The organism is Kitasatospora sp. NPDC057512 (assembly GCF_042802135.1).
GTDB lineage: Bacteria > Actinomycetota > Actinomycetes > Streptomycetales > Streptomycetaceae > Kitasatospora.
The window spans coordinates 1-1125 of the sequence record NZ_JBHVET010001280.1 but is presented as its reverse complement, the minus strand read 5'-3'; the positions used below and the strand labels follow the sequence as shown (position 1 = coordinate 1125).

The window sequence follows — 1125 nt, the reverse complement described above, 5'->3', positions numbered from 1 at the left end:
GATAATATCTACTCACGGCTCGGACAGGCTGTCTTTTATTCTCTCGGCGCCCTGTCGGCGACCACCGAAGCGGACCGGCTCGCGGCCCGGGCCGTCCGGCACCGACGGCTGGGCGACCTCCGCTAGGGCTCCCGCCCAGTGCTCGCGGTCCGGCGCGGCGGTGTGGCGCCGGTCTCAGCGCGGGGTTGATCGTCTGTACCCACCGTGCTTCGACCGGGCCGGCGAGTGACGCCCGCCGAGCCCCGCACGGTGAGTGCGCTCACACGTGATCAACACCCACGACGGGCGGTAGTAGACACCCCCGGAGGGCCCGCGCCACCCCGACGCCCCCCGCGTTCGCGCAGCTCACCCCCGCTCCGCACGCTCCGCGCGAGCGCCCCTTCGAATCCACGGCGGCCCCTTCCGTACGACCGCGGGTCGTACCGAGGGGGTCTTGGCGGGGGCCGATCCCGTCTGCCAACAATGGCTCAGTCGTCAGCCGCACCGGCTCCTGTCCCGCCGGTGAACGGCTTGCCGCCGAGCACCCCCCGCGACCGTTCCGGCCCCTGTCCGGCCGAGGTCCGAGGCGGGGAGTGACCCGGCCCAACCCGATTGAGGTCCTGCTCTTTATGCCCGCTTTCAAGCTCCGTATGCGCACTTCCGCCGCGATTCTCGCCGGCGCCGCCGGTCTGACCGCCCTGGGCGCGGGTGTCCTGCCCGCCACCGCGAACGCCGCCACCGCCTCCCCGCAGGCCATCGCCGCCCAGATCGTCCCGGCCAACCAGCTGGCGTCGTTCAGCCAGATCATCGCCCACGAGTCGAGCTGGAACGTGACCGCGACCAACGCGAGCTCCGGTGCGTACGGCCTGGCCCAGGCGCTGCCGGGCTCCAAGATGGCCTCGGCGGGCTCGGACTGGAAGACCAACCCGGCCACCCAGATCAAGTGGGCGCTGGACTACATGAACACCCGCTACGGCAGCCCGAACGCCGCCTGGAACTTCTGGCAGGCCAACCACTGGTACTAAGCCGACCCCATCGGCCCACCAGGCTCCGACCGTCACCTGACCACTCCCCCTCACCCCGGGGGTCGGACAGGGACCACCGGGGTGCCCGAGAGGGCCCGGACCCGCGCGATCCGCGTGGTCC

At 71.9% G+C, this 1125-nt stretch carries 1 protein-coding gene; it reads left to right on the top strand.

Going from position 1 to position 1125, the window contains the following annotated elements; all coding sequences use genetic code 11:
- Positions 1-629 precede the first annotated feature (629 nt).
- Entirely contained in the window at positions 630-1004 is a 375-nt protein-coding gene (locus ACFU6K_RS39485; protein WP_380671569.1) for a transglycosylase SLT domain-containing protein, read from the top strand.
- Positions 1005-1125 lie beyond the last annotated feature (121 nt).

Bases quoted from the DNA above. Each gene is read 5' to 3' on its own strand.
- ACFU6K_RS39485 (WP_380671569.1), top strand. From the start codon at position 630: ATGCGCACTTCCGCCGCGATTCTCGCCGGCGCCGCCGGTCTGACCGCC.